The following is a 20,206-nucleotide window of genomic DNA, read 5'->3' on the forward strand; positions in this document are numbered from 1 at the left end:
TTCGGGCAAGCTCGAGACGCCACGCCCGAACCAGCGCGTCCGACCCACCGAGGTGATGGAAAGCACATCGGTTGCCCGCATCCGGCACGCCCGGCGCAAGAAGGCCGCGAAGCGCGCGGCGCTCGCCACGTTCCTCGTGATCGTGCTGGTGCTGGCCGGGGGCGTTGCCTGGGGCTACTCGATCCTGCACTCGGCACAGCAGACTATGAACGAGAACTCGCAGGACAACGGCGATCTCGAGAAGGCGATCACCCCGCGCGTGCCCGACGAACCGTTCACCGTGCTGCTGCTGGGACAGGACAACCGTCCGGGGGAGAGCGCGGCACGTGCCGACACGATCATCGTGGCGCGTATCGATCCGGAGAACGACAAGGTTTGGATGCTCTCTATACCCCGTGACACGCGCGTGGAGATCCCCGGCTACGGCACCGACAAGATCAACGCGGCCACCTTCCACGGCGGCCCCGCGCTCATGGTCGATACCGTCGAGGAGTTCCTCGGCATCCCGGTCAATCACTACATGGACATCGAGTTCGACGGATTCATCCAGGTGGTCGATTCACTCGGCGGCGTGTGGATCGACGTGGATGCCGAGATCGACGACGAGAAGGCCTCGAGCCACGGTTCGTACACCGCCTCGTACATCGCCGAGGGCTACCAGCTCCTCGACGGCGACCACGCGCTCACGTTCGTACGCAGCCGCGACTTCCCCGATGCCGACTTCACGCGTATGCGGCACCAGCAGCAGTTCTTCAAGGCGCTTGCCGATCAGGCCACGCAGTTCGACAACGTCATCAAGATCCCGGGCATGGTTGAAGACGTGGCGCAGTTCATGTCGACCGACATGTCCATGAGCCAGATCATCGAGGTGGCGATGGCGCTCCGCGACATGGGCGGCGCCAACGTGCAGACCGCTACAGTGATGGGCGAGTGGAAGTCCCCCTACGTGTGGCCGGACGAGGACAAGAAGGAGTTCCTCGTGGACGCCATGATGGCCGGTCTTCCGTTCGACGCCACCGCCACCGTCGAGACGGGCATCGACCCTTCGGCCGTCACGGTGACCGTGCGTAACGGCGCGGGCATCGAGGGGTGCGCAACGGCCGCGTCGGACATGCTCACGCAAGCTGGCTACGCGGTAGGCGAGGTTGGCAACGCCAACCAGTTCGTCTACGAAGAGACGCTTGTCATCTACTCGACCGATCGCGCCGCTGCGGTGCAGGTTGCGACCGTACTGCCGAAGGGGCGTGTGGTGGAGAGCCGCGGCATGTACTCGTTTTCGACCGACGTGCTCGTGGTCGTGGGCAAGGACTACACCACCTGGTAGATCACGGGCGGCTACTCGGCGCTGTACGCGACCCTTTCCAGTAGCTCCACGATCCGCGCGGCCTGCAGGTCCCGGCCGAACGCCTCCTCGGCAAGCGCGCGCGCTGCAAGGCCCATCGCCTTGGTGCGCTTCTTGTCGTCGGCGAGCGACTCGATCGCGTCGGCGAGCGCCACGCCGTCACCCACAGGTACGTAGAGGCCGGCACCGTGGTCCTCCACAAGCTCACGCGTCCAGCCCGGCTGGTTCACGATCACGGGGCGTCCCGAAGCCAGCGCGTCGAAGAACTTGTTGGGTGAGTTGGTGGCGAGGATCGGCTTGTCGCCGAACAGCGTCATGAGCACGTCGGCGGTGCGCGTGAGCGCGGGCACCTCGGTCTTGGGGATACGGCCGAGCAGGAGCACGTTCTCCAGGCCCTCGGTGAGCCGCTGCAGCTCGGGCAGGCTCTTGCCGTCTCCGGCGATCGCGAACACGATGTCGCTGCGGCCGCGCTCCTTGAGGGTGCGGGCCGCCTCGGGCACCTGCTCGTGCACGGCGTTGCTCGGGCCGATCGCGCCTGTGTAGCCCACCACGAACTTCCCGGCGAGTCCGTAGCGCTTCGAGACCGCCGAGTCCTTGCGGCCGGGGTGGAAGCGCTCGAGGTCGGAGAAGTTCGGGATCATCTCGATCTTGCAGGGCGGCGTGCCCTCGGCGACCACGCCCTCGGCCATGCCGGGCGAGACCGGCACCACCGCGACCGCCCGCCTGTATGCCGCGCGCTCAAGGCGCTTGGCCACGGTTGCGATGAGGCCGTGGCGTCTGATCGCGCCCATCTGGATGGCGGCTTCAGGCCACAGGTCCTGCACCTCGAAGACGAAGGGGACGGCCTTGACCTTCGAGACCGCCAGGCCCGGCAACGCGACCGTGATGGGTGTCGAGGAGGCGAAGACCACGTCGGGCCGGGGCACCCACAAAGCCACCCATACCGAGCTCAGCATGAACGCCGCGAAGGACAGGATGCGGCGTAGGTGTCCCATGTAGTTGGAGTAGCCCACGCGCACCGCGCGGACCTTGATGCCGTCGATCTCACCGCGCGAGACGAAGTGCGAGCGGTACTCGTCGGGAAGGTTCGAGGCACTGGTGAGCACGGTGACCTCGTGGCCCGCGTCCGTGAGCGCCCGCGCAAACTCGTAGCTGCGCGTGAGCCCGAGTGAGGATTCAGGTGTGGCGAAGAACTGGTAGATGTAGAGGATCCTCAACGGGCGGTCCTTCGCGAAAGAAGCGGGCCGATGGGGCGGATGCTATCCTACCACGGAGAATCCGACCTCCCGAGCGCGGAAGGCAGGTCATGAGCGCGAGCGTGTCCGAGCGGCCGATGGTCTGCCACGTGACCTCGGTGAACATCCCCACCGATGGCCGTATCCTGTACCACGAGTGCCGCTCGCTCGCCAAGCGCTGGCGTACCCTGCTCGTGTGCCGCGACGACAGCGAGTCGCGCACGCTCGAGGGCGTGGATATCCTCACGATGCCCCGGCGCGGCGGCAGGCTCCGCCGATGGGCCGAGGTGCGCAACGTGGTGGCGCTTGCCGAAGCGCAGCGTGCCGATCTCTACCACTTCCACAACATCGAGCTCGTCGGGGCGATGGCTCGCTTCGCGCGCCGCGCGGGCGTGCCGGTGATCTACGATTCGCACGAGCACCATCCCGACGCGATGCTCACCAAGACGTACATCCCGGCACCGCTCCGGGGGCTCGCCGCCTGGTGGGTGGACCGCACGGAGCGCCGCTACGTGCCCGGCTTCGATGCGGTGGTGGTGGCCGACGAGGCGCTCGAGCGCCGCTACGCCGAGCTGGGCGCCAGGCGTGTGGTGCGCCTCGACAACTTCCCGCCGCTCGATATCTTCCCGCCCGGCTCGGGGACGCCTCCCGAGGTGCCAACGCTGCTCTATGTGGGCTCGATCTCCGAGGTGCGCGGCTTCGACGAGATGCTCGAGTGCATTCGGCTCGTTCGCCAGGAGATTCCCGAGGCGCGGCTGGTGATCGTGGGAACGCCCACCGAGGAGGTAGCCTCCCGCCTTGGGGAGTTGGACGCCGGGTCGGTCGTGCTCCGGGCGCCCGTGCCGTACGGTGAGATAGCAGGCGTGATGCAGGGCGCGAGCGTGGGACTCTCGCTCCTGCGCGACATCCCCAAGTTCCAGAAGAACGTCCCGACCAAGGTCTTCGACTACATGGCCTCGGGCATCCCGTACGTCTCAACCGACCTCGCACCGGTCCGCGCGCTCACCGGCGGGGTGGGCGGCGCACTGGTGCCGCCGGGTGATGCCAGGGCCGCTGCAGAGGCCGCGCTCGCGTTCTTGCGCGACCCCGACCGGGCGCGCGTTGCTGCGCGTGAGGGCCGGGCGCTCATCGAACAGCGCCTCAATTGGGACGCCCTCGTGCCGAGGCTGACCGGCCTCTACGAGGAGCTCCTCGGCGAGCGATAGACCGATCCGGAGTCTGGCAGTGCCCTGCTCGGCCTCATGTGGCTCTGGTGAGCGGCCGATGACGGGTGGTAGAGTCATCACAACGAGGCCTGCGACGGAGGTTGAGCATGCACCTTGCACGAACGCGAGACGGTCGGTACCACACCGCCATGCGATGGGCGGGCCTGCTCGGGCTACTCGTGATCGTGGCCTCGCTCTTCTCGGGCATCCCGGTGGCAGCTACTGCGGCGCCCGGCGACCCGGTGCTCTACGAGCAGACCGATGCGCGGTTCTCGTTCGCGGGCTCGTGGCTCACCTACTCGGCGGCGCCGCTCTCGGGCGGCAGTCACGGGTTCACCAACACAGCCGGCGCGTCAGTCACGCTCACGTTCGTGGGCACGCGCCTCGATCTGGTCGCGATGACCGGCCCGAAGTTCGGCAACGCCCAGGTGAGCGTGGATGGCGGCGCGCCCACGAACGTGGACTTCTACAGCGCTGACACGCTCGTGCAGCAGACCGTGTACACGACCGGGGATCTCGCGTCCGGGCTGCACACGGTGAAGATCGCCTGCGCCGGCACGAAGAGCGCTCCGGCGACCGACACGTACGTGAGTGTGGATGCCGTGTGGGTGAGCGGGACGCTCACCGGCGCGGCCGCCGAGCAGTCGGACTACCGCATCGCGAAGCGCGGGAGCTGGGTCACGTACAGTACCGCCGGTCTCTCGGGCGGCAGCCACATGTTCTCGAACGTCACGGGCAACGAGTACGCGATCGCCTTCACCGGGACGCGCCTTGACCTGGTGGCGATGACCGGTCCCAAGTTCGGCATCGGGTCGGTGAGCATCGATGGCGGTGCGCCGGTCGATGTGGACTTCTACAGCGCGGCCACGACGACACGGCAAATGGTGTACTCGACCGGCGATCTCGCCGCAGGCGTGCACGTGGTGCGCGTGAAGTGCACCGGCAGGAAGAACCCGGCCGCAACCGACACCTTCATCGGCCTGGATGCGGCGCTCGTGACCGGCGCCATCAGGCAGGCGACCATGCGCTACGAGGAAACCGACCCACGGCTCGGCTGGGCCGGTCAGATGAGCGAGGCGCTCTCGCCTGCCTTCTCGGCGGGCCGCTACATCTGGGCGGGGCCGTCGTGGGGTGCGATGTCGGTCTCGTTCGTGGGCACCGGGATGGACTGGATCGGCGTGGTTGGCCCGCAGTACGGCATCGCTGAGGTCACGGTCGACGGCGGCGCGCCGGGCTACGTGGACCTCTACAGCCCGGCGGTGCAGACGAACCGGGAGGTCTACACCACCGGCGAGCTGCCCTGGGGCCTCCACACAGTCACCATCGGGTGGACCGGCCGCAAGAACGATGCCGCGAGCGGCACCTACATCTCCTACGATGCATTCGACGTGGGTGGCGACATCGTCCAGGCGCCCACGCCTGTTCAGCCGGTGTTCGCCGAATTCAACTACCCGTGGAACCGCTACCTCGTGGTGGACAAGAGCGACCTGCGGATCTACTACGTCGTGGATGGAGCGCTCATCGCGAGCTATCCCGTGGCTGTGGGCAAGGCCAGCACGCCGACGCCAAGCGGCATCTGGCGGATCGGCGCCAAGTACTACTCCTCAGGCGTATTCGGCCCACGCAAGATGCGCATGTTCCGGCAATCGGGCAACACGTTCGTCTACACGGCATACAACATCCACGGGACGAACGTGGACTCCAGCATCGGAACCTATGCCTCGCACGGATGCATCCGGCTCCACAACTACGACATCCTGGTGCTCTTCGACATGGTGCCGCTCGGCACGATGGTGGTCACCCGCAACTAGGGACGGCGGCCGAGCCGTGCGCGTGCCGAGGCGGCCAGCTCGCGCGCGAACGCCCGCTCGTCAGCGCGCACCCCGCCGAGTGCGAGCAGGGCGAGCGCGTAGACCACCACGCCTGCCGCTCCTTCGGCAAGAAGCGCCCAGAACGTGGTGGGGAGCGCGAGCGTGACGCCCCAGACCGCGAGCGCCATCACGCCGGTGGCACCGGCGACCGGCAGCAGTGAGGCCCACGGCACGCGCCACGGCATGAACCGGCGGCTCTGGAGCCACGTGAGGCCCACGAGCAGGACGTACGCGGCCGCTGCGGACCAGCCTGCGGCGATGTAGCCGTAGCGCGGCACGAAAGCGATCGTGAGCGCCACGTCGAGGGCGGCCGCCGCGAGCGTGTTGGCCATGATGAGCTTCGAGCGCTTGTGGATGGTGAGTCCCGCCGAGCCGAGTTGCACCAGGCCGCCGAGGAGCGTGGCCGCCGCGATGACGCCGAGCACCGGGTAACCGCTGCGGTACTGCTCGCCGGTGAAGACCCACATGAAGTCCCGCGCGATCACCGCGAGCCCGGCCAGTAGCGGCACCGTCACCAGCGCGAAGTACCGCGTGAACTGCGACTGCATCTTGGCCGCGGTGTCCTGGCCGTGCTCCTCGAAGTTCTGGATGAGCACGGGGAGCATCGTCATGATCAGCGGCAGCGTGAGCAGCTGGATGATCTTCTCGCCGAGGCCGTAGGCGGTGGAGTACACGCCCACTTCGGCGGTGCCCCGCGCCCACTCGATCACGTACCGGTCGAGGAAGCCGAGCGCCCACAGCGCCGCACCCGCGGGGACGAGCGGCGCGCCAAAGGCCACGAGCTCGGCGAACGTGCTGCGGCTCACTTCGGCAGGGGAGAGCGAGCCGTCGGCGCGGAGCTTCACGAGCGCCCACGGGATCACGATGGCGCTTCCCACCGCCACACCGGCGAAGATGCCCGCAGCGCCCCAGCCGAGGACGCCCACGAACACGACCGCGAGCGCGTTGGTGAGCAGTGTGGCCGTGATCGAGATGCGCGCATAGTCCTTGGCGCGGTTGGCCGCGCGCAGGACCTCCATGAAGACGAACAGCGAGTAGTTGCAGAAGAAGTACGCCGCCGAGACCGGCACGAGCCGTGCCACGAGCGGATCGATCGCGCCTGTTGCGAGCGTGCCCACGCCGTAGATGAGCGCTGCCACCAGTCCGAGCATCGCGATGACCGACCACACCACCGTGGCGATGTAGCTCCCGAGCGCGCCGTGTTTCTTGCTCGGCCAGTAGAAGCGCAGCGCGGCCGAGGCGATGGATTCGGCGGCCACGCGCGCGCCGAGCACCAACATGGCGTTGATCACGTAAAACGCGCCGTAGTCGGCGGCGTCGATCACCCGCGTGAAGAGCGGCACGGTGACAAGCGAGGTGAGCGCAGGCACGAAGCGTACCGGCAGGTAGCGCGCCGCGTCCGAGCCGGCGAGCCGCAAGGCCTGCTTGAGCAGCCCGCTGTCGCTGTGCTCGGCGGGTCGTTCCTCGTCCACGCGTCCCTCCCGGTGGTGGCTCGGTGTCGTAGCGGCGCACTGCGCTTCGGCGCGCCGCGGCGCCGATGCTATGCTACCAGGTGGCCCGGCCGGCGCACGCTCCGGCCCCGATCCCACAGGTGAGCGGTGAACGTACCTTCGGCCGGTGTCACACCCGGCGGCGACATACCCGCACGCGAGACAGTGCAGCGCTGGACGGCTCTCGGGCTGGTGGCGCTCGTCGCTGCGGCGGCGCTCGACATCAGCGGCCGTGTGGCCGAAGTCGGCCCGGCGCGCTTCACTGTCTACCAGCTGCTCGCACTCGCACTCACGCTCGTGACGGTGTGGCAGCTCGTGCGCGAGCGTTCCGGCGTGCCCAGGACGCCGCTCAACTTGCCGCTCGTGGCGTTCCTCGGCACGGCGGCGCTGTCGCTCGTCTTCGCCACCGAGCTCGCGCCCGCTGTCGTGCAGCTCGCGAGCCTCACCTCGAGCGTGGTGCTCGTGCTCGTGGTGGCCGTGCTCGTGCGCTCGCCGAAGCAGGGTGCGCTTGTGGTGGGCGGCGTGCTCGCCGTTGCGGCCGTCTTTGGCGTGCTTGCGGTGCTCGAGTGGGCCGACGTGTTCTCGGTGCAGCCGGACGTCTTCTTCACGCCCGGGTACGGCATCCGCGCACGGGTGACCTTCCTCGATCCGAACATCCTCGCCTCGTTCCTCATGAGCGCGATCCTGCTCGCCGCACCGCTTCTAGCACTCGCGCCGATGAAGCGTTCGTGGCGCGTGGCCGGCGTGCTTGCCGCCGTGGTGGCGCTCGCGGGACTCGCGGCCACCTACTCGCGTGGCGGGCTGGGCGGCGTGGTGATCGGCCTTGTGGCGGTGGCGGCGCTCATGCGTGCCCCGCGCCGCGTGCGTGCGGCCTTCGTCGCCGTGATGCTGGCGGCCATCGTGATCGTCGGCGTGCTCGTCTTCGACGCGCAGTGGGTCGAGGAGAACGTGGTGGCAGCGGGGGAGACCGGCTCGGCCACCAACCGCGTCTACATGGTGGAGGGCGCGCTCGCGATGTGGCGGGACCATCCCTTCGGCGTGGGGCTCGACAACTACCAGCTCGTGTATCCCGCGTACCGCGATCCGCGCGCCGACGCGGGCATCACCGAGTCGCACACGGCGTACGTGACCGTGCTCGCCGAGATGGGCTTTCTCGGCCTGCTCGCGTTCCTGTGGGTGCTCGGCGCGTTCTTTCTGCGCACGGCGCTTCCGGCCGCACGTCGCGCGCGCGACGTGACGCTGCATGCCCTTGCAGCTGGCGCGTTCGCCGCAGCCCTCGCGCTCGCGGCCCAGGCGTTCACCTACAGCCTCGAGGCGTCCAAGTTCTGGTGGTTCGCCATCGGCCTCGGCGTGGCGGCGTGGCGGATGGTTGCCGCCGAAGCCGATCCGGCGTCTTCGGCGCCACTTGGCGCGGTGCCCGGTGGCGGTCCGCGTCCGCATGCGAAGCCCGCGGAACGGGAACTCTCTCTCACGTAGGCCGCGCACGAAGGGAGCACCGATGCTGCACGACACGCTGAGCATCCCGGAGGCCGATGTCGCCCGCGTCCGTGAGGTCTCGCCCGCACCACGGGTGGCGCTCGTTCTTGGCTCGGGGCTCTCCGGGCTTGCCGATATGGCCGAAGACGCCTCGCGCATCCCGTATACCGACCTCGAGGGCTTCCCAAAGGTGGGCAACGTAGCTGGCCACGCGGGCCAGCTCGTGTGCGCCACGCTCGAGGGCGTGCAGGTCATCATGTTCCAGGGCCGCGTGCACCAGTACCAGGGCGTGAGCGCGCTCGAGGCCGCCTACCCGGCGCGCCTGGCCGCTGCGCTCGGCTGCGAGATCCTCGTGGTCACCAACGCGTCGGGCGGCATCTCCGCGCACCTCGACACGGGCAACATCGTGCTCATCTCGGACCACATCAACCTGATGGGCACCAACCCGCTCATCGGCTGGACGGGCCCGGAAGGCGGCGTGCCGTTCGTGCCGATGCGCGACGCCTACGACGCTGATCTGCGCGCCAAGGCGTACCTCGCTGCTTCGGCAGAAGACGTGATGCTCCACGACGGCGTGTACGCCGGCCTCCTCGGCCCGAGCTACGAGACGCCCGCCGAGGTGGCGTACCTGCGCACCACCGGCGCCGACGTGGTGGGCATGTCGACCGTGCCCGAAGTGATCGCGGCGCGTGCGCTGGGCCTGCGTGTTCTCGGTTTCTCGCTCGTCACCAACATGGCGGCGGGCGTGGGGCTTTCGCACGCCGAGGTGCTCGAGGCCGGGCGCCTTGCGGCCGATGACCTCACGCGCCTGATGCTTGCTATACTACGAGCGCTGTAAGCAGTCGCCGGCACCCCGGGCCGGCGTTTCGTATGAGAGGAACACCATGGATCACCACGTGAAAGACCCTGCGCTGGCCGCTGCCGGTAAGGCGCGCATCGAGTGGGCCGACGCCGATATGCCGGTGCTCGCGAGCATCCGCGATCGCTTCGAGGAAGAGAAGCCGCTTGCCGGCGTTCGGATCGCCGCCTGCCTGCACGTGACCACCGAGACCGCCAACCTGATGCGTACGCTCAAGGCCGGCGGCGCGGATTGCGTCCTGTGCGCCAGCAACCCGCTCTCCACGCAAGACGACGTTGCCGCCGCGCTCGTGAGCGAGTACGGCATCCGCACCTACGCCATCAAGGGCGAGGATACCGAGAGCTACTACGCGCACATCGACGCCGCGATCGCTTTCAAGCCGCAGATCACGATGGACGATGGCGCCGACGTGGTGGGCCGCATCCACGCCAAGTTCCCCGAGGCGCTCGAGGGGATCCTCGGCGGTACCGAGGAGACCACCACCGGCGTGATCCGTCTGGCCGCAATGGCCGACGACGAGGCGCTCAAGTACCCGATTATCGCGGTGAACGAGGCCAACACCAAGCACCTCTTCGACAACAGGTACGGCACCGGCCAGTCCACGATCGACGGCATCATCCGCGCCACCAACCGCCTGATCGCCGGCCGCACCGTGGTCGTCTCCGGCTACGGCTGGTGTGGCCGCGGCATCGCGAGCCGTGCCGAGGGTCTGGGCGGCAACGTGATCATCTGCGAAGTCGACCCGCTCAAGGCGCTCGAAGCGGTCATGGACGGCTACCGCGTGATGCCGGCCGTTGAGGCCGCAGCGCAGGCCGACATCTGGATCACCGTGACCGGCGACATCAGCGTCATCGATTCGCCGGCCTTTGACGCCATGAAAGACGGCGCCATCATCTGCAACTCCGGCCACTTCAACGTTGAGATCAACATCCCGCACCTGCGCAACGTTGCGGTCTCAAGCCGCGAGGTGCGCCCGCTTGTTGAGGAGTTCGTGCTCGCCGACGGCCGCAAGGTATTCCTGCTCGCCGACGGCCGCCTCGTGAACCTTTCGTGCGCCGAGGGCCACCCGGCCTCGGTCATGGACATGAGCTTTGCCAACCAGGCGCTCTGCGCCGAGTTCATGGTGGAGAACGCCGCCGACATGGAAGCCGGCGTGTACGAGGTGCCGGTGGAGATCGACGAGGAGATCGCCGCACTTAAGCTCGCGAGCATGGGCGTGGAGATCGACGTGCTTACCGAGGAGCAGGAGAAGTACCTGAGCTCCTGGCAGGAGGGCACGGTCTAGGTTTCAGCCACAACACGAGTTGCTGCCGAAGGGGCGGGCCGAGAGGCTCGCCCCTTCGTGTTGGGCGGGCGTGCGGGAGTCCCGCGAAAGGGCGACATGCGAGCGTGCGGGAGTCCCGCGCTGCGTAGTCCTCGCCGGGGCCCCGCGGCGCCTCGGAGGGCATGCCTCCTCGGCGCCTTCCCCGGCTGCGGAGTGACTCCGCGCAGGACCCCGCACGTCCGCCCTACGCCCCGCCCGTTGCCCTTCGGTGCGCTGCCAGGAAGTCGGCGCCCACGAGCGCGGCTACGATCCACAGGCTTTCGAAGAAGATGAACGTGTTGAAGAGCGCCATCACGCTGACGGCCGCCATCGCGGCGAGTCCCGCGGGCGCGAGCGGCTCGTGACCCGCGCGGAGCGACTGCACGAGCAAGTAGAGCAGGCCGCCGGCCAGCACCACTTCGGCAAGCAGGCCGAGCACGCCCACTTCGGCGGGTACCGAGAACGGCATCTGGTGCCCGTCGGTCACCGGGTCGATCGTCACGCGGCTGTCGGCGTAGCCGGGGTACGCCGCGCGGAACGCCTGGATGCCCACGCCGGTCACGGGGTGGTCGGCGAACATCTCGATCGAGACCTCGGAGAGGTAGACGCGGTCCATCGCCGAGGCATCGGTGGTGAAGTCCACGATCGAGTATGCGCGCTCGCCCACGCCGGGGATCACGAGCACGAGCGCGAAGAGCGCCACGAGGCCCACGAGGAACGCCACGCGCTCGCGCGCACGCCGGATGAGGAGCGCGCCGAGGACGACCGCGCCCACCACGATGCCCACGAGCGCCGCGCGCGAGAACGAGACGCCGATGCCCGCGAGCGCGAGCGCCACGGCGCCCGCGTAGAGCGCCTGGTGCGCGAGGCGCGAGGTGGAAAACGCGCGCTCGGCGGCGAAGAGCGCGGAGAGCACGAGCAGGAGCGCCATCGTGTTGGGGTTATCGAAGAAGCCGGAGGCGCGGACCACTTCGGCGGACTCGGCGAAGGTCTCCGTGGCGCGCATCACTTCGAGGGGAAAACCGCTCACGAACGCCTGGCCGAGTGCCGCGACCGCCGAGACCGTGCCGGCGGCGATCGTGGCGAGCGTGATGTCGCCGCGTCCGGTCTCGGTGCGCGCCGCGCGCGAAAGGACGAAGTACGCGCCCACGAGGAACGCCAGGTGCAGGATGCCCACGCCGGAGAGCGAGAGCGAGTAGGACAGCGGCACCGAGAGCGCGGCGGCGGCGAGGAAGACGAGGATGCCGAGGTCCCAGGCGCTCAAAGCGCGCCAGTTCGGCAGGGCGCGTGGTTTGGCGCGCAGCCAGCGGAGCGCCGCGCCGGCCACCACGGCCACGACCACAACGCGTGAGACTGAAAGCGAGAACGGCACGTGCGTGATGTAGCCGTACGCGTCGAGCGCCGAGCAGCCGATGAAGAGCACCACGCTCGCGCGCTCGTCGGCAAGGCAAAGCAGCGCGGCAGCGGCGGCGAACACGGTGAGGCTGGCGCCGTATCCCGCCCACTCGTGTGCCGCGAACGCCCACACGAAGAGGGTGCCGAGCAGGACCCACGCCACACCCAACGCCGACGGGCGGTCAGCCCAGGGCGTGCGCTCGATCTCGGCTGGGGTGGCGGGCTCGGTCACGCGCGTCTCCTGAAGGCGGCGGTCACGTCCCCGCGATTGTAGCGCAGGCGGGGGACGTGTCCCGGCAGAGCGTTGACCGGCTGATGTCAGAGGCGTACGGTATCACGTACGTGAAGGGAGCGTGCACATGACCACCAACTACACCGCCACCGAGGCGCGCAAGCAGCTCTACGGGCTCGTCGACCGCGTGCAGGAGACGCACGAGCCGGTGTGGATCACCGGCAAGCGGGGGAGCGCGGTGCTGGTTTCCGAAGAGGACTGGCGCGCGGTCCAGGAGACGCTCCACCTCGTCTCGATTCCCGGCATGCGCGAGTCGATCCTCGAGGGGATGGCCACGCCGGTCGATGAGCTTGCCGACGAGCTCGACTGGTGAGCTGGCGCCTCGTCTACACCAAGGCCGCGCAGAAGGATGCACGGCGGCTTGCCGAGGCGGGTTTGCGGCCCAGGGCCGAGGCGCTGCTCGCGGTGCTCGCCGAGGACCCGTACGCTCCGCCGTTCGAGAAGCTCGTGGGGGATCTCGCCGGCGCGTGCTCGCGGAGGATCACCATCCAGCATCGGCTCATATATCAGGTGCTCGATGCCGAGCGGGTCGTGAAGGTGCTCCGAATGTGGAGCCACTACGAGTAGCACGACCTCGCGCACCGCGCGGTGGCCCACTCGCACTCGGCTATACTGAGTGACCGGTTCGCACGCGGCACCTCCGAGCACACGACTGGAGTCGATCCGATGCCCGATCTCGGCAATATCCCGCCCACGATCTGGTGGGAAGAGAACACCGTCCGCATGATCGACCAGAGCCGCCTGCCGCTCGTGGGCGACCTGCTCGTGTGCAACACCTACGAGGGCGTCTGCACCGCGATCTCGGGCATGGCGGTGCGCGGAGCGCCCGCACTCGGCGTGGCCGCGGCGCTTGCCGTAGCGCTGTGGTCGGAGACCGAGGGCGCCGAGATCGACGACCTCGCGTACTACCTCGGCGAACTCGACCGCGTGGCCGACGAGATCGCCGCCACCCGCCCCACAGCCGTCAACCTCATGTGGGGTGCCGAGCGCATGAAGCGCTTCGCCCGCGACAACGCCGACGTGGGCCTCGACGCGCTGCGTCCGCTCGTGCTCGAGGAGGCGCTCGCGGTCCGTGCCGAGGACGAGGCTCGCAACCGCCTGCTCGGTGCGCACGGGGCGACCCTCATCGAGCCCGGATCGCGCATTCTCACGCACTGCAACGCCGGCTCGCTCGCCACCGCGTACTTCGGCACCGCCCTCGGCGTGATCTTCACTGCGCATGCCGAAGGCAAGATCGCGCAGGTGTGGGTGGACGAGACGCGGCCGGTGCTCCAGGGCGCGCGCCTCACCGCCTGGGAGCTCCGCATGGCGGGCGTGCCGTTCAAGCTGATCTGCGACAACATGGCCGCGAGCATCATGCGCGCCGGTCTGGTGGACGCCGTGATCGTGGGCGCCGACCGCATCGCCGCCAACGGCGACGTGGCCAACAAGATCGGCACGTACGGCCTCGCCGTTCTGTGCAAGGAGCACGGCATCCCGTTTTACGTGGCGGCGCCGTCGTCCACCGTGGACCTCACGCTCGAGACCGGCCGCGGCATCGTGATCGAGGAGCGCGACGAACGCGAGGTCACCGGCATGACAGTCTCCGGCGTCATCGAGCCGCGCACGTCGATCGAGACCAAGGCGCTCGATGCGCTCACCGAGGCCGGTCCGTACTCACTCGGCATGACCAAGGGCCATCTGATGGAGCTCTCGCGCAAGGGCGGCGCGTACCAGTTCGACGCGTGGGTGCGCATTGCACCGCCGTCGATCGAGGTCTACAACCCCGCCTTTGACGTGACGCCCGCCGAGTACGTGACGGCGATCATCACCGAGCGCGGTGTCGCGCGTGCGCCCTACGCAGCCTCGCTCGCTGAGGCGTGCTGCGGCACCGGCGCCATCCACGAGCTGGGGTAGGGGCGCGGCGGTGGACTACGGCAGTCTCCTGGGAGTCATCGGCGGCGTGATCGCGCTCGTGGCCGTCGGTGTGGTGCTGCGCGTGACCGGACTGCTCACTGCAGACGACGCTCGGCCGCTCAACACGGTGCTCATCTGGGTCGCGCTGCCTGCGCTCATCTTCAGCGCAGTGAAGGGGTCGCCTCTCGATCCCTCGTTCGCGCTGTTGCCGGCCATCGGATGGCTGGTCGTGCTATTCGGCCTCGCGGTGGCCTGGGGGCTCGTCAAGCTCCTCAAACTGGAGGGACCAACAGCCGGCGCGTTCATCATGGTGGCCGTCTTCGGGAACACCGCATACGTCGGGTATCCGGTGGCATCCGCGCTGCTTGGCGACTCAGGACTCGTTCGCGCCATCTTCTCCGACGTCTTCGGCAATACCGCGGCGGTCATCTCCCTCGGCACGATCGTGGCGAGTCACTACGGCGCGCACGACGTGAAGGTCAACCCGCTGAAGGAGATCGTGACCTTCCCGCCGTTCATCGCGCTGGCCCTCGCGCTTGTGCTGCATTCGGTTCCGATTCCGGATCTGGTGACATCCTGGTTAGATGCCCTCGGTAAGATCGTCGTGCCGGTGATCATGATCTCGGTGGGCCTCACACTCAAGCCGCGAGCCCTGCGCGGGCATCTCGGGCGTGCGTCGATAGTGGCGTTCATGAAGCTCATCGTGCTGCCGCTCGTGGCACTTGTGCTCGGACTTCTGCTGCTGCCCGATCCGGCGTCGCGGCGCATCGCCGTGCTGGAGGCGGGCGTGCCCACGATGATGCTCATCATGATCATGGGGCTCAGATTCAAGCTCGATGTGGATTTCATCGCCTCGGCGATCCTGGTCACGATGTTGGGGTCCGTGCTGACGATTCCGCTGCTGCAGCTGCTCATCGGCTGAGTGCGGCCGCTCCGCCGCCCCAGAAAGGGCGAGCATGGGCGGCATCCTCGATCTCATCTTCCCGCCGAGGTGCGCCGGCTGCGACCGTCCGGGCACGCTCCTGTGCGATGCCTGTCGCGGGACGCTTCCGCTCATCGATCCCGGCTCGGCGTGTGCGCGCTGCGGGGCGCCGATGCTCGGCGCGTCTGGTCCGTGCGCCGAGTGCCGCGGTCGTGCGTTCGCGTTCTCGGTAGCGCGCTGTGCCGCGCGCCTCGAGCCCCCGGTCTCGCGTGCCGTCGTGATGCTCAAGGACAGCGGCGAGCGCCGCTATGCCGCCGTCCTGGCGGAGCTGCTCGCGACAGCTGCTGACGGCTGGCTCGCGCCGGGAGCCGTTCTCGTGCCTGCGCCAGCTTCGCCTGCGGCGGTGCGCCGACGCGGTTTCGACCACGCCGCGGACATCACGCGTGCGCTCGGGCGGCTCACAGGCGCCGAGGTGCAGTGCCTGCTGCGCGCCACGGGCAGTGCCGACCAGCGGGCCCTCGGCAGGGAAGCACGCTTCGCGAACCGTGCGACCGCGTTCAGGCTGGCCGGGCCGCGCGAGATCGCAGCCGGCGCGTCGCTGCCCGAGCGGGTCGTGCTCGTCGACGACGTGTTCACGACCGGCGCCACACTCGATGCCGCCGCTCGTGTGCTGCGCGGTGCGGGCGTGGCCGAGGTACGGGCGCTTGCGGTTGCACGCGCGTGCGAGCACGTCGCTTGCGTGAGCGTATCCGAAAGGATACAATCCGAAGGAGCGTCGCTTGATTGAGGTTCGACAGACCCGGGACTTCCGCGACTGGCTGAGGCAACTCAAGGACCCGGATGCCAGAGACCGCATCGTGATGAGACTGCGCCGTCTGTCGGTGGGTAATCCGGGCGATGTGAAGCCGGTCGGCGGCGGCGTCTGGGAGATGAGGATCGACTGCGGGCCGGGCTACCGACTGTACTTCACCTGGCGAGGTGATCAGGTGGTTGTGCTGCTGGCTGGCGGTAACAAGTCGACGCAGCAGCGCGACATCAGGCGGGCACAGGAACTGGCGTGGCGACCGTGAGGAGCAAGAGAGTGCGGAAGCATAAGCTGAAGACCTACCCCTGGGACGTTGTCGACCACCTCGACTCCGACGAGGCGATTGCCCGGTATCTCGACTTGGTCCTCGAGGAGGACGATCCGGTCCTGCTGGCAGCTGCCCTCGGCGACGTCGCTCGCGCCAAAGGCATGACGAGTGTCTCGCGCGAGACCGGACTCGGTCGCGAGAGCCTCTACAAGGCGCTGTCCAGCTCGGGCAACCCCGAGTTCGCCACGGTGCACAAGGTGATCCGCTCCTTCGGGCTCAAGCTGCACGTGACGACCTAGCTGCGCGCGCCTGTCGTCACGGCCTGTTACACTTCTTCTTGCTTTCACCCGGGTCTGTGGTTGCGGGCGCGCAAGCGTCCTAGTCCAAGGTAGGCGCGGCCGAAAGGACCCACGTAAGCGCGAGGCCAAGCCTCGTCGTGAGCATGGCGCGCCTTAGGGGTAAGTCGTACCGTCCGCGGCAGCCGAGAGGTCGCTGCGGGCGAGAGGGCCGGTAGTGAGACCCAGTCTTGCGGAAGCTCCGGTATGCGGGTGTGGGGCCAAAGACCAGGTCAGCCGGGTGAAAGCATCGAGGGGCACAGCCGAAGGGAGCCGCATGACAACCGCACGTCGCCTGCTCGCGATCGTTCTCGCCGCCGCGCTCGTTCTTGCGATGGCCGGCTGCAAGAAGGAGGCCGAGGAGCCTGCGCTCCAGCCCAAGGTCGCTCCGCCTGTGATCTCCACCGAAGGCGTCCTCAAGGTGGGTGTCGACCTCGGTTATCCGCCGTTCGCGGGTGTGGACAACGACAAGAACGCCGGCATAGACGTGGACATTGCCGCCGCGATCGCCGAGCGGCTTGGCCTCAAGGTGGAGCTCGTGGACGTGAAGCCCAGCGAGCTGGCCGAGGCGCTCAACGATGGTACGGTCGACATCGCGCTCGGCGGGATCTCGATCACCGACGCAGTGACGGCCGACGTATCCACCGCCGGCTCGTACCTGATCGACGGCCCCGGCATCTTCTCGGTGGTAGCGACCGACTCAGTACCCACCACACTCACTGCAGCGGACCTCCCGGGCAAGCGCATTGCCGCGCAGCAGGGAAGCCCCGCGTTCTGGACGCTCGAGAGCGACTACGGCGAGGGCTTTGCGACCCAGTACCCGTCGCTCAAGGCAGCATTCGACGCGCTTGAGGCAGGCGAGGTCGATCTGGTCGTAGGCGACTCGGCAGTCGGCGCCTACATCGCGCGCGACTACGCCCGCGTATCGTTCGTCGGGCAGTTCGGGGCGGCGCAGCCGCTCGGCATCGCGGTCAAGAAAGACGCCACCGAACTTGAGGCCGTCATCCGGGAGGCCGTGGACGCGCTCGCCGCCGACGGCACTCTCGACACGATCCGCACCAAGTGGTTGGGGCATCTTCCGTCGCTCGAGGTGCCGGTCGAGGAATCCACGAACTGACGCTTCGCCTCGCACCTTTGCGGTATAGTCATTCACGGTAGTCAAAGGGGGGTGCCGGAAGGCGCTCGTCGCAAGCAGATGAAGGAGGCTCCATGAGCAAGACCAAGAAGTTCGTTGCGCTGTTCCTGGTCTTCGCGCTGGCGCTCAGCATGGTTGCGCTGAGCGGCTGCACGGACGATGGCGAGGACACGGACGAGGGCACCGAAACCACCGAGCGCGCTGCGATCACCAGCGTTGACGATCTCGGCGAAGGCGACAAGGTCGGCGTCCAGTCTGGTACCACGGGCGAGGGTTGGGCCAAGGAAAACCTCGAGCCCAACGGTGTCGAGGTCGTTCCTTACGACGACATCCTGCTTGCCTTCTCGGCGCTGCAGGCTGGCGACGTTGACGGCGTTATCAACGACCTTCCGATCAGCCAGGACATCGTCAAGGACGAGACCCGTGGCCTCGAGATCGTTGAAGAGATCAAGACCGACGAGACCTATGGCTTTGCATTCAACAAAGACGACGCCGCGCTCCGCGACGCCGTCAACTGGGCGCTTGCCGAGTGCATCGCCGATGGCACGTACGACGAGGTCTACGAGACCTGGTTCGGCGCAGCCCCGATGTCGTATCCCGAGGCTGAGAGCGGCGTGACCGCCAAGCCCGCGGATGCTCCCGCGCTGATCACCGCCGGCAAGATCGTCGTCGGCTCCGACACCGCGTTCCCGCCGTTCGAGAACGTCGAGGGTGGCGAGACGGTGGGCTTCGACGTCGACCTGCTGAATGCGATCGGCGAGAAGCTCGGCCTCACGGTCGAGTTCAAGAGCTACAAGTTCGACGCGCTCATCACGGGCGTTCAGGCCGGTACCGAGTTCGATCTGGTCGCCTCGGCGATGACGATCACTGACGAGCGCAAGCAGTCGGTCGACTTCTCCGATCCGTACATCAACTCGAACCAGTCGCTGGCGGTCAAGAAGGCCGAGTAGTGGCCGAGCGGTAACACTGCGGTAGACTTGGGGCCGGCGGTTCTCTTAGAGCCGTCGGCCCTGTCATTTGTCCGAGCCCGTCGTAGGAGGGCCCGCGATGTCGAAGTTCCGCAATTCGGTGGGGTACGTGGTCGCGGGGATCGTCGCGGTGGTGCTGGTCGCGATGCTACTCACGATGACCGGTCCGGAACGGGTGCTCTTCGAGCGGAATGCGCCGCGCGGCAAGAAGGGCACCGTAAGCGACATCTACGTGATCTCGCCCACGCGCGATGAGATCACCATCGGCAAGTCGCAGACCAACGTGGTCGCCGATCTTGCCGAGATCGACGACAACCTCGCCGCTACGATCGTCCGCACGCCGGCCGGTGCCGGACTGGGCAAGGGCGAGTGGGTCCTCAGCGCCGAGGAGACCAGCCCCACGCCGGTGCTGCTCAACGGCGACGAGATCGAGGGGACACCCACGCTCGCGGACGGGGACGTCATCACCGTCGGAGGCTCCGATGTGACGTTCACCGTGGGGCGCACGGGCATCCTCGGCGGACTCGACTGGTGGGAAGCGGGCAAGATCTCGCATCTCTACGCCTCGCCGAAGATCATTGCCGAGGCATTCCCCATTGTGTTGGCGGCCTTCCCCATCTCGCTTGTGGCGGTGCTCGTCTCCTTCGGGCTGGCGATTCCGGGCGGCCTCATGCTCGCCTTCATGAAGATGGCGAAGAGCCGATGGTTCCGCATGCCGGCAACGCTTTACGTGGACTTCATCCGCGGCACGCCGATCTTCCTGCAGATCCTGCTCGTGTTCTTCGGCCTCACGCTTCTGCCGCCGTGGCAGGCGCTCGTCAAGGCGGTGCCTGCGATCAACGAGAGCGGCCTGTTCGGCGTGGACAACTCCATGTGGATCCGGGCGTTCGTGGTCTTGAGCTTCAACTCGGCGGCATACATGGCCGAGATCTTCCGCGCGGGCATCCAGTCCATCAGCAAGGGGCAGATGGAAGCGGCGCGTTCGCTCGGCATGACCACCGCCGCCGCCATGACCTTTGTGATCATCCCGCAGACAGTGCGGCGCATCCTGCCGACGATGATGTCCGAGTTCATCCTGCTGTTCAAAGACACGTCGCTGTTCGCGGCCGTTGGTATGGGTGAGATGGTCATGAGGGCGCGTGAAGTGGCGTCGAGCACGCTCAACGTCTCGCCGTACCTGCTCGCCGCGGGCTTCTACCTCGTGATCACCATCCCGCTCGGCCGTCTCGTCCAGCAGCTCGAGAACCGGCTCGCGCGCTCGGAGGGTGGCGGCGCAGCCACCTTCGAGAAGAGCGAGAAGGACAACCTCGCGGCAGCTGCGGCCAAGAAGGCCGCTGCCGAGGCTGCTGCAGCGGAGAAACTCAGGATCGACGATGCTGCCCACCGACACGCGACCGGCCGATAGGGGG

19 protein-coding genes are annotated in these 20,206 nt (G+C 67.9%); 16 read left to right on the forward strand and 3 right to left on the reverse strand.

Features of this window, described 5'->3' with window-relative positions; translation table 11 throughout:
- Window positions 1-55: 55 nt before the first annotated feature.
- Window positions 56-1,324, forward strand: coding sequence for an LCP family protein (locus Q7W51_07120; GenBank protein MDO8848139.1), 1,269 nt, complete (start codon window positions 56-58; stop codon window positions 1,322-1,324).
- A gap of 11 nt (window positions 1,325-1,335) precedes the next feature.
- On the opposite strand, the gene Q7W51_07125 is transcribed toward Q7W51_07120, so the two are convergent.
- Entirely contained in the window at window positions 1,336-2,559 is a 1,224-nt protein-coding gene (locus tag Q7W51_07125) for a glycosyltransferase family 4 protein (GenBank protein MDO8848140.1), read from the reverse strand.
- Between the two features lie 89 nt (window positions 2,560-2,648).
- Here Q7W51_07125 and Q7W51_07130 point away from each other — a divergent pair, with 89 nt between their 5' ends.
- Both Q7W51_07130 and Q7W51_07135 read left to right on the forward strand, forming a co-directional pair.
- Complete coding sequence (locus Q7W51_07130) at window positions 2,649-3,782, forward strand: glycosyltransferase (GenBank protein MDO8848141.1); 1,134 nt, start codon at window positions 2,649-2,651, stop codon at window positions 3,780-3,782.
- Between the two features lie 107 nt (window positions 3,783-3,889).
- Entirely contained in the window at window positions 3,890-5,593 is a 1,704-nt protein-coding gene (locus tag Q7W51_07135; GenBank protein ID MDO8848142.1) for a L,D-transpeptidase, read from the forward strand.
- Here the strand turns inward: Q7W51_07135 and Q7W51_07140 are convergent.
- Window positions 5,590-7,125, reverse strand: a complete 1,536-nt coding sequence (locus tag Q7W51_07140) for an oligosaccharide flippase family protein (GenBank protein ID MDO8848143.1) — start codon at window positions 7,123-7,125, stop codon at window positions 5,590-5,592. The two genes, Q7W51_07135 and Q7W51_07140, sit on opposite strands and share 4 nt — an antisense overlap.
- Before the next feature lie 126 nt (window positions 7,126-7,251).
- Between Q7W51_07140 and Q7W51_07145 the strand changes: the two genes are divergently transcribed.
- Genes Q7W51_07145 through ahcY form a run of 3 tightly spaced genes read left to right on the forward strand, consistent with a single transcriptional unit; the run spans window position 7,252 to window position 10,763 of the window.
- On the forward strand, window positions 7,252-8,619 hold the full coding sequence (locus Q7W51_07145; protein MDO8848144.1) for an O-antigen ligase family protein: 1,368 nt from the start codon (window positions 7,252-7,254) through the stop codon (window positions 8,617-8,619).
- A gap of 22 nt (window positions 8,620-8,641) precedes the next feature.
- The gene (locus Q7W51_07150) at window positions 8,642-9,457 is read left to right on the forward strand and encodes a purine-nucleoside phosphorylase (GenBank protein MDO8848145.1); all 816 of its coding nucleotides are present in this window, start codon (window positions 8,642-8,644) and stop codon (window positions 9,455-9,457) included.
- Between the two features lie 46 nt (window positions 9,458-9,503).
- Window positions 9,504-10,763: an adenosylhomocysteinase gene (ahcY, locus tag Q7W51_07155; GenBank protein MDO8848146.1), complete on the forward strand. Its 1,260-nt coding sequence runs from the start codon at window positions 9,504-9,506 to the stop codon at window positions 10,761-10,763.
- Window positions 10,764-10,986: 223 nt separating this feature from the next.
- Here the strand turns inward: ahcY and Q7W51_07160 are convergent, their stop codons facing one another.
- Complete coding sequence (locus Q7W51_07160) at window positions 10,987-12,408, reverse strand: O-antigen ligase family protein (protein MDO8848147.1); 1,422 nt, start codon at window positions 12,406-12,408, stop codon at window positions 10,987-10,989.
- Between the two features lie 127 nt (window positions 12,409-12,535).
- Here Q7W51_07160 and Q7W51_07165 point away from each other — a divergent pair, with 127 nt between their 5' ends.
- From Q7W51_07165 to Q7W51_07210, 10 genes are all read left to right on the forward strand, one after another.
- A complete protein-coding gene (locus Q7W51_07165; protein ID MDO8848148.1) occupies window positions 12,536-12,781 on the forward strand; it encodes a type II toxin-antitoxin system Phd/YefM family antitoxin in 246 nt (81 codons plus the stop codon).
- Entirely contained in the window at window positions 12,778-13,035 is a 258-nt protein-coding gene (locus Q7W51_07170) for a Txe/YoeB family addiction module toxin (protein MDO8848149.1), read from the forward strand. Before Q7W51_07165 ends, Q7W51_07170 begins: the two co-directional genes overlap by 4 nt.
- A gap of 99 nt (window positions 13,036-13,134) precedes the next feature.
- Window positions 13,135-14,364: an S-methyl-5-thioribose-1-phosphate isomerase gene (gene mtnA, locus Q7W51_07175; GenBank protein MDO8848150.1), complete on the forward strand. Its 1,230-nt coding sequence runs from the start codon at window positions 13,135-13,137 to the stop codon at window positions 14,362-14,364.
- Window positions 14,365-14,374: 10 nt separating this feature from the next.
- Window positions 14,375-15,286, forward strand: a complete 912-nt coding sequence (locus tag Q7W51_07180; protein MDO8848151.1) for an AEC family transporter — start codon at window positions 14,375-14,377, stop codon at window positions 15,284-15,286.
- Between the two features lie 34 nt (window positions 15,287-15,320).
- Window positions 15,321-16,073, forward strand: a complete 753-nt coding sequence (locus Q7W51_07185; GenBank protein MDO8848152.1) for a ComF family protein — start codon at window positions 15,321-15,323, stop codon at window positions 16,071-16,073.
- On the forward strand, window positions 16,066-16,356 hold the full coding sequence (locus tag Q7W51_07190; protein MDO8848153.1) for a type II toxin-antitoxin system RelE/ParE family toxin: 291 nt from the start codon (window positions 16,066-16,068) through the stop codon (window positions 16,354-16,356). The genes Q7W51_07185 and Q7W51_07190 overlap by 8 nt, the downstream gene beginning before the upstream one ends.
- 11 nt (window positions 16,357-16,367) lie before the next feature.
- Complete coding sequence (locus Q7W51_07195; protein ID MDO8848154.1) at window positions 16,368-16,658, forward strand: putative addiction module antidote protein; 291 nt, start codon at window positions 16,368-16,370, stop codon at window positions 16,656-16,658.
- A gap of 313 nt (window positions 16,659-16,971) precedes the next feature.
- Window positions 16,972-17,811 carry an ABC transporter substrate-binding protein gene (locus tag Q7W51_07200; protein MDO8848155.1) on the forward strand — a complete coding sequence of 280 codons (840 nt, stop codon included), beginning with the start codon at window positions 16,972-16,974 and terminating at the stop codon, window positions 17,809-17,811.
- Between the two features lie 92 nt (window positions 17,812-17,903).
- Window positions 17,904-18,779, forward strand: coding sequence for a transporter substrate-binding domain-containing protein (locus Q7W51_07205; GenBank protein MDO8848156.1), 876 nt, complete (start codon window positions 17,904-17,906; stop codon window positions 18,777-18,779).
- A gap of 97 nt (window positions 18,780-18,876) precedes the next feature.
- The gene (locus Q7W51_07210; GenBank protein ID MDO8848157.1) at window positions 18,877-20,202 is read left to right on the forward strand and encodes an ABC transporter permease subunit; all 1,326 of its coding nucleotides are present in this window, start codon (window positions 18,877-18,879) and stop codon (window positions 20,200-20,202) included.
- The last annotated feature ends 4 nt before the right edge of the window (window positions 20,203-20,206 follow it).

The sequence above is a fragment of the Coriobacteriia bacterium genome (assembly GCA_030652115.1).
Classification (GTDB): Bacteria; Actinomycetota; Coriobacteriia; order Anaerosomatales; family Anaerosomataceae; genus UBA6100.